The organism is Paenibacillus validus NBRC 15382, assembly GCF_004000985.1.
In the GTDB taxonomy this organism is placed as follows: domain Bacteria; phylum Bacillota; class Bacilli; order Paenibacillales; family NBRC-103111; genus Paenibacillus_G; species Paenibacillus_G validus.
This window is the reverse complement of the sequence record NZ_BIMH01000092.1, coordinates 1-7638: the sequence shown is the minus strand read 5'-3', so window position 1 is coordinate 7638 and position 7638 is coordinate 1. Positions and strand designations below refer to the sequence as shown.

At 54.1% G+C, this 7638-nt stretch carries 7 protein-coding genes; 4 read left to right on the top strand and 3 right to left on the bottom strand.

Going from position 1 to position 7638, the window contains the following annotated elements; genetic code table 11:
• The coding region (locus PVA01S_RS26980; protein ID WP_218029672.1) for a hypothetical protein at positions 1-390 on the bottom strand (390 nt) is incomplete at its 3' end.
• A 337-nt stretch (positions 391-727) separates the two neighbouring features.
• Here PVA01S_RS26980 and PVA01S_RS25880 point away from each other — a divergent pair.
• Both PVA01S_RS25880 and PVA01S_RS25875 read left to right on the top strand, forming a co-directional pair.
• Positions 728-2020 carry a UDP-glucose dehydrogenase family protein gene (locus PVA01S_RS25880; protein WP_127610750.1) on the top strand — a complete coding sequence of 431 codons (1293 nt, stop codon included), beginning with the start codon at positions 728-730 and terminating at the stop codon, positions 2018-2020.
• 14 nt (positions 2021-2034) lie between these two features.
• Positions 2035-2988, top strand: coding sequence for an NAD-dependent epimerase/dehydratase family protein (locus tag PVA01S_RS25875; protein ID WP_127610748.1), 954 nt, complete (start codon positions 2035-2037; stop codon positions 2986-2988).
• Between the two features lie 95 nt (positions 2989-3083).
• Here PVA01S_RS25875 and PVA01S_RS25870 read toward each other — a convergent pair whose 3' ends face one another.
• Positions 3084-3755 (bottom strand): response regulator, encoded by a 672-nt coding sequence (locus PVA01S_RS25870; protein ID WP_127610746.1) that lies wholly within the window; start codon positions 3753-3755, stop codon positions 3084-3086.
• Complete coding sequence (locus PVA01S_RS25865; RefSeq protein WP_127610744.1) at positions 3752-4570, bottom strand: sensor histidine kinase; 819 nt, start codon at positions 4568-4570, stop codon at positions 3752-3754. Before PVA01S_RS25865 ends, PVA01S_RS25870 begins: the two co-directional genes overlap by 4 nt.
• A 776-nt stretch (positions 4571-5346) precedes the next feature.
• Here PVA01S_RS25865 and PVA01S_RS25860 point away from each other — a divergent pair.
• Together PVA01S_RS25860 and PVA01S_RS25855 are read left to right on the top strand one after the other, a co-directional pair.
• Positions 5347-6381, top strand: coding sequence for a ketoacyl-ACP synthase III (locus tag PVA01S_RS25860; protein ID WP_127610742.1), 1035 nt, complete (start codon positions 5347-5349; stop codon positions 6379-6381).
• A 120-nt stretch (positions 6382-6501) separates the two neighbouring features.
• Positions 6502-7605 carry a YheC/YheD family endospore coat-associated protein gene (locus tag PVA01S_RS25855; RefSeq protein ID WP_127610740.1) on the top strand — a complete coding sequence of 368 codons (1104 nt, stop codon included), beginning with the start codon at positions 6502-6504 and terminating at the stop codon, positions 7603-7605.
• Positions 7606-7638 lie beyond the last annotated feature (33 nt).

The following is a 7638-nucleotide window of genomic DNA, read 5'->3' as shown; positions in this document are numbered from 1 at the left end:
GTCCCCGTCTTCATCTTCGTCCCCGTCTTCGTCTTCGTCTTCGTCTTCATCTTCATCTTCATCTTCGTCTTCGTCTTCGTCTACGTCTCCGTCTTCGTCTTCATCTTCGTCGTCATCTTCATCTTCATCTTCATCTTCGTCTTCGTCTTCGTCGTCTTCGTCGTCATCGTCGTCGTCATCGTCGTCGTCCAATTCTAACTTTTCTGTTTCGCCGTCAGCCATCTCCACTTCTATTTCTTCAACTTCCTCCCAGTCCACTTTGCTCATCAAAGCAGATACCCCTTCGTCCAAGGCGTAATTGATCTTATCGCCGTTCGCAAACTCAATTTCAACTTCAGCAGCATCAGGGTAAGCAGCCAGCCACTGCTTCACTTTTTCGGCTTTAGACAAAACAACCATTCCTCTCCATGTTCGTCTCGAAACTTTTTTGGTTAGTTTCACTGTATACTATGATCTCGTAGACGCAATGTATAGGCTAGTTATAGAAGACGAAAGCGGATATTTACCAACTTATTGTTATTTGCACAACAAATGCACATACACACATATTTAGATGCTCATCCGCGAATACCCTTGCGGGGTATAGATGCTTTACATAACATTTATAATAAAGCACCTAAGTCACAAGGAGTAAAACCATACGGAGCAAGAAAAAAAAGAATAAACCCGAGCAATTTGGGGATCACCAAATTGCTCGAAATTTGTATCATGCTGGAGGGACGGGCAAATGAACATTTTGATTGTAGGCATGGGTTATGTCGGCGTCACGACCGGACTCATCTTGGCTGAGCTCGGTTGGAAGGTAACCGGATTCGATACGAACGAGGCCAAGCTGAACCGTCTGGCCGTAGGAACCCTGCCCTTCTACGAGCCCGGCTTGGACGTTCTGCTTGAAGAACACAGCCGTGCAGGAAGCATCTCGTTTACCTCCGATTTTGAAACCGCCCTGCGGGAGCATCCGATCATTTTTTTATGCGTCGGCACTCCGTCCCGGCCTGATGGAAGCGCCGATCTGCAGTTTATACGGCAGGCTGCCGAACAGATCGGTTCCCTGATGACGGAATACAAGCTCGTAGTTATTAAAAGCACCGTTCCCGTAGGCACGAACGAACAGGTTGTCCGGTGGATCGGCGAGGCGCAGCGGGAGCCGGTTTCGTTCGATGTGATATCCAACCCGGAGTTTTTGCGAGAGGGCAGCGCTCTGCACGATGCGCTCCATCCCGACCGCGTCGTAATCGGCAGTACGAACAAGCAAGCGACCGCAATCATCACCGCTTTATACAAAGATATGACTTGTCCCCTGATTGTCACCAAGCCGCAAACCGCGGAGATGATCAAATATGCGGCAAACGCTTTTTTGGCGACGAAAATCTCCTTCATCAACGAGCTTTCAAGGCTCTGCGACCGGCTCGGGGTTTCCGTTACTGATGTGGCTCATGGGATGGGAACCGACCCTCGCATCGGACCGCACTTTCTAAGGGCAGGCATTGGCTTCGGCGGATCCTGTTTTCCCAAAGACATTCAAGCGCTGCTGTATACCGCAAAAGAGCATGGCAGCGAGATGACGCTGCTGAACAGCGTCGTCGCCGTGAACCAAACGCAAATCTCTTACGCCGTGCATAATTGGGAAAGAACCTTCGGATCCTTTCGCAATAAAACCGTAGCCCTGCTAGGTCTGTCCTTCAAGCCTGAAACAGACGATCAGCGTGAATCCCCGGCACTTTCCGTTCTGAAGCACCTGATGGAAGAGAAAGCCATCGTTCGCGTACATGACCCTGTCTCCAAGCTGCCGGCCGACATGGCATCCGACCGCGTCCGCCAGTTCGAGACGCTGGAAGATACGGTCGCCGCTTGTGACGCTGTCATCCTTTGCACGGAGTGGAAGCAGTATACGACGGCAGATTGGGGCCTGCTGAAAGAAAGCATGAGGCAGCATTACTTTCTTGACGGAAGAAATGCGCTGGACGGTAAGCGGATGAGCTCTCTGGGGTTTAGCTACCGATGCCTCGGAAATCCGTGAGGAGAGATGACGCTATGAAAATATTAGTGACCGGAGCGGCCGGATTTATCGGCTCCCATCTATGCGAGAGGCTGCTTCAAGATGAGCGTGTCGAGGTAATCGGCCTGGACGCTTTCGTTCCTTCGGCGTCCCCCATATGGATGAGGGAAAGAAATTTACACGCATTGCTCCGGCATCCGCGCTTTACTTTGGTCAAGATCGATTTGCGTACCGTCAGCTGGGATCAGCTTCTCCCTAACGTCGATATCGTCTTCCACCTGGCGGGAATGCCTGGCGTACGGTCAAGCTGGGGGGAAGATTTCAAAACCTACATTGCCCACAATATCGCAGCGACGCAGCGATTGCTGGAAGGGTGCAAACGGTATAGCATCCGCAAATTTATTTATGCTTCCACCTCGTCGGTTTATGGCCAGAAGACGGGACCGGTTGTGGAATCAGCCGTCGTGGAGCCGCTGTCTCCGTACGGCGTCAGCAAATTAACGGGGGAGCATCTGTGCAAGGTGTATGCTTATAATGAACAACTGCCCTTGGTCATTCTCAGATTTTTCACGGTATACGGACCCAGACAGCGTACAGACATGGCTTTCCATCGGTTTATTCGGCGCATGCTGGAGAACAAGCCGATCCCGCTATATGGAGACGGGCGCCAATCTCGCGATTTCACCTATATAGCCGATTGCGTGGATGCGGTAGCCAGGGCTGCTTACGCCGATGGATTAATCGGGGAAACGATTAATATCGGAGGGAAGGAAAGAGCCTCTGTTCTGGAATGCATTTCCATCATCGAAGAGCTGTTCGGACGTAAGGCGGACCTTCAGAAAGTCGGAGACATTTATGGAGAACCGAAGCAAACGTGGGCGGATATCGGAAAAGCGCAGTCGCTGCTCGGCTACCAGCCTCAAACCGACCTGCGCACCGGGCTGGAAGCGGAATACCGGTTCTTGCGCGATCTGTACAGGGTCCAGTAAGGCTGAATAAACCCGCTTTCCATAGGAGGAACCAGTTCCGCCGGGGAATGCGGGTTGATTTAGAGGAACCCGTTCTGCCGGGGAATGCGGGTTAATTAGCGGCCGTCGCCTTGAGACATATTCTGGGTTAGCCCATGACGAACGGCATAGGCGGTCAGCTGAACGCGATTGTCCAAGGCGAGCTTGCCCAAAATGTTCTTGATATGGTTCTTGACCGTATTTTCGGAGATGACGAGCGTTTCAGCGATTTGCCGATTGCTCTGGCCGGTCGCGACACAGCTCAAAATTTCTAGCTCCCGCTGCGACAGGACGCTTGGAGGAGCTTCGTCCGATGAAGTCCTGCCTTCGGAGCGGAACGACTGAAACAACCGGTCAGTAATGACCCTGGAAATTTCGCTGTTCTCGTCCAGCAGTCCTCGCAAATAGTGAACCCAGTCCTCGGGGTTCATGTTTTTGAGCAAATAGCCTTGGGCGCCGTAGCGCACTGCGGTAAACAGATCGGCCACGTCATCGGACACCGTCAGCATAACGATGCGAATGTGCGGATACAACTGCTTAATCCGTTTGGTCGCCTCGAGTCCGCCGCCATCCGGCATGCGGATGTCCATCAGCACAACGTCAGGCAGCAGCTCGCCGCACCGCACCACCGCCTCGCTTCCGCTCGCAGCCTCCCCGATCCATTCAAAGTCAGGCTCTCCCTCAATGAGCGCCCGTACCGCACGGCGGGCCAGCGGGTGATCGTCGGCCACCAATACCCTATACTTCATGACATTCTCCCTTCCCGCATCGGACCGGTCAAGATGAGCTCCGTCCCGGTACCCGGCGACGAGCGCAGGAGCAGCTCAGCCCCCAGGTCCATTGCGCGTTTGTTCAATATGGACAGCCCATAACGATTTACGGCCACGCCGTCCGACATGTCGAAGCCGAGGCCGTTATCGGCGATCCGCAGCCGCCACCGCTGGCCGTCCTCCGTCCGGGCAAGCTCGAGCCAAGCCTGATCGGCGTTCGAATGCTTGCGAATATTCGTGAACGCTTCCCGGACGATGGAGAACAGCGCCACCTCGGCGGACGGCGGAACGTTCTCTTCCGCCGGTTCGACCAGGCAATCGACCGCGATGCCGGTCAAGCCGCTCCACTCCTCCAGCCAGGCTTGCAGCCTCATAGCAAAGCCGGCCCCTTCTTCCGGAACAGTCCGCAGGTTGAAGATCACTTGCCGCAAGTGGTGGTCAATCTCGGAAACCGCCTCCCGCGCTTCGGAGATTTGACCTTTCGTCAGCTGCACGTTCAAGAAGAACAGCACTTGCGCGATATTGTCGTGCAGCTCTTCGGCGAGACGCTCCCGCTCCTCGTAGACCGCCCGTTTGGCCTGCTCCCTCGCGAGCGTATCGTTCATTCGAACGATACGTTTGAACATCCAAGTGGCGAACACGAAGGACATCAGCAGCGTCAGCAGCGTGATATATAGATTGCCTGTTTCCATCGATAAGGAATCAAGCAGAAAGTCGTGCCGGACGTATTCGAATCCTCCGATAAGCAGTGTAGGCAGCAATATCGTCAACCATTTCAGCGTTCTCATGGACATGATGATTTCGTTCCCACACTTTCATTGAAAATTAAGGCGTTGCAGCGGGCCACCTTCGTATTCGCGGACGCTGGCATAACGTTAGTTACATTATAATGGGTTTTCTCGAACAAGCCAGCTGAATCTGAAATTTATCCGCAAACAGACACAATTCGCCCTCATGCGAGTCACTTGCCCGAAAGACGCTTCAGCAAGCCAAAGACGCCGGGAGACGAAGCTCCTGACGTGGTTGCGCAGACTTTACTTTACCATTCGAACGAAGCTTGTTTTGGATACTCTGAATGATCGTTTCAGAACGCCCCATATAAGGAGTAATCGCCGTCTCATCAACTGGATACTGAGCAAGGAAGGCCTTCACATTCACCCGTTCAAGGATAGATTTCCTTTTTCATTCCCGCACTGAAGTTTTGCATACGAGTCTCACAATCTAAAATATGAGAATTGCATGTTGGTTGCTTGGACGGATGACATTTATTAAAAAGTTAGGTGCCGAAAGCTGCCTTATCGCTTGTTAAGCTTCTTCATGGATAACCTTTCTTCCCTTTCAACTTCAGGATATGCGGCGCCGGAATCCATAGGATAGACATGACAAACAACTTCATTTAAAGCATATTCATGTAAATCTGTTAAACCATTCACTTGCGTCCACATTGACAAACGAACGACATCCCGCTAAAATTTTAGTATCTGGTACTAATACTTGGTACTGGTATTAACCAACATATTCTTGCATACATGAACAGTGACCCCATTTTATTCGATCGAGGTGTTTAATCATGTTTACCGAACCTGTTCTCCCGATGTCCGGGCCGCGTTACCGTTCCCGGATGACCGCTATCGGCAGTTATGTGCCTGAGCGCATATTGACGAATGCCGAGCTTGAACGCATGATCGACACGAACGACGAATGGATCGTACAGCGCACCGGTATCCGCGAACGCCGCATCGGCGAGCCGGACGAGTTCACGAGCCGTCTGGCCATTCGAGCCGTGCAAAATATGCAGGAGCGCTACGGCGTGGCGCTGCACGATGTCGATCTGCTGCTGGTTTGTACGAGCACGCCTGACTTCTCGTTTCCTTCCACCGCTTGCCTGGTGCAAGCGCACTTCGGCATCGAGCAGACGTTTGCGCTCGATTTGAGCGCGGCTTGCGCGGGCTTCGTCTACGGCCTGCATGTGGCGGACGGGATGATCGCTTCCGGCATGCACCGGAAGGCGCTCGTCATCGGCGCGGACGCGCTGTCCAAAATCGCCGACTATACCGACCGCACGACCTGCATCCTGTTCGGGGACGGGGCGGCTGCCGTGCTGCTCGAGCGGACGGACGATCCCCGCTCGGAGCCTGCGTTTTTCAGTTATACCGCAGGCAGCGACGGCAACGGGGCGGGGCATCTGTACCGCTCGAACACAGCGGCAAGCTTGAACGGCGCCCCCCTGCGCGGAGACGGAAAGCTCGTTCAGAACGGGCGCGAGGTGTACAAATTCGCCGTGCAAACCGTCCCAAAGGGCGTTGCCGAGCTGCTCGCCCAAGCCGGCTTGACAACTGCCGACATCGATTGGTTCCTCCCCCACAGCGCCAACCTGCGCATTATCGAATCCATCTGCGACAAAACCGGCCTCCCGCTCGAACGAACGCTGCACACAATCGAGCTTTACGGCAACACATCGGCGGCCACCATCGGGCTGGCCATGGATGAAGCCGTTCGGATGGGACGGTTCCGGGACGGGGATCGGCTGCTGCTCTTCGGCTTCGGCGGCGGCTTCGTCCACGGCGGGCTATTGATGCGGTGGAGCGACCTGAGGGAAGGATAAACGCGGAACATCCGGACGAATGCCTACGACACCTGTCCATACCGCCCGACGATCCCCGACATATGCTGTATAAACGATCGTCACAGGTAAGGATCGATAACAGATCGAGGAGGGATCGTCGTGTATCCTCCCTACGTGGGCATTCTCGTGAATGATAACGAACTCCGTAAAATCCCGTTGGGAACTTGGAAATACGAAGCTATTGAACATTATGAAGAGGCGGGAAAAAAATACGGATTCACCCCCTGCTTCTTCAGGATTTGCGATCTTCGCGCCGGGCAAAAGAAGGTGAAAGCCTACGTAAAGCAGCTCGAAGGTTATGTACGGCGGAAAATCCCCGCTCCGCTTGTCATACACAACCGGGCGATCTATCTGAGCAAATCCCAGGATCGCCGGTTGTCTTCCTGGGTTCGCGACGGCCGCCAGCTGTTCAACCGCTGGAACCGGTACGGCAAGCTGCGCATCCATCAATTGATGCTGGAAAACCCTTCGTTGCATCCGCACCTGCCGGCAACCCGACGAGCTACGCCGGACGGTATCGCACGATTGATGAAACGGTTCGACTCGTTGATCATCAAGCCGAACAACAGCAGCATCGGACGCGGCGTGATGAGAATGGACCGGACCCCAACAGGATGGAAGCTATCCTATCCGATTTCGTTCGGCCCGGTGAACCAAAAGTGGCGCACCGTCAGATGGAAAGGAACGCGGCTGCCGGCCGTCCTACGCAGCCGCCTCCGAAAAGAAACGTACATCGTACAGCAGCGATTGCCGCTGGCAACGTTTCAAGGAAGCCCGTTTGATCTGCGCGTCTCCGTGCAGCGGACGGCGGACGGAAGCTGGGATGTAACGGGAATCGTCGCCAAAGTCGCCTCCAAGCATACGTTCGTGACGAACGTCGCCCAAGGCGGCACGACTTACCAGCTGCCCCTCATCCTGCAAGAAGAATATGCTCACCTGGACCCCGAGGAAGTCGTACAGCGTATTTATAACTTCTCCATACTTGTCGCCTCCCATCTGTCCGATCGGCTTCCGCATCTGGCAGATTTGGGGCTGGACGTCGGAATCACGACGGACGGTTACCCGCTGTTTATCGAATGCAACGGTAAAGACCAGCGCTACAGCTTCCGCGAAGCCGGCATGCTGAGCGAATGGATCGCTACGTACGACAATCCGATGGCATACGCCAAATATTTGCTCGACGGCTGTTCCGGCCACGTTTGAACGTCCGAACATGAAGAAAGGACCGTTCAACCC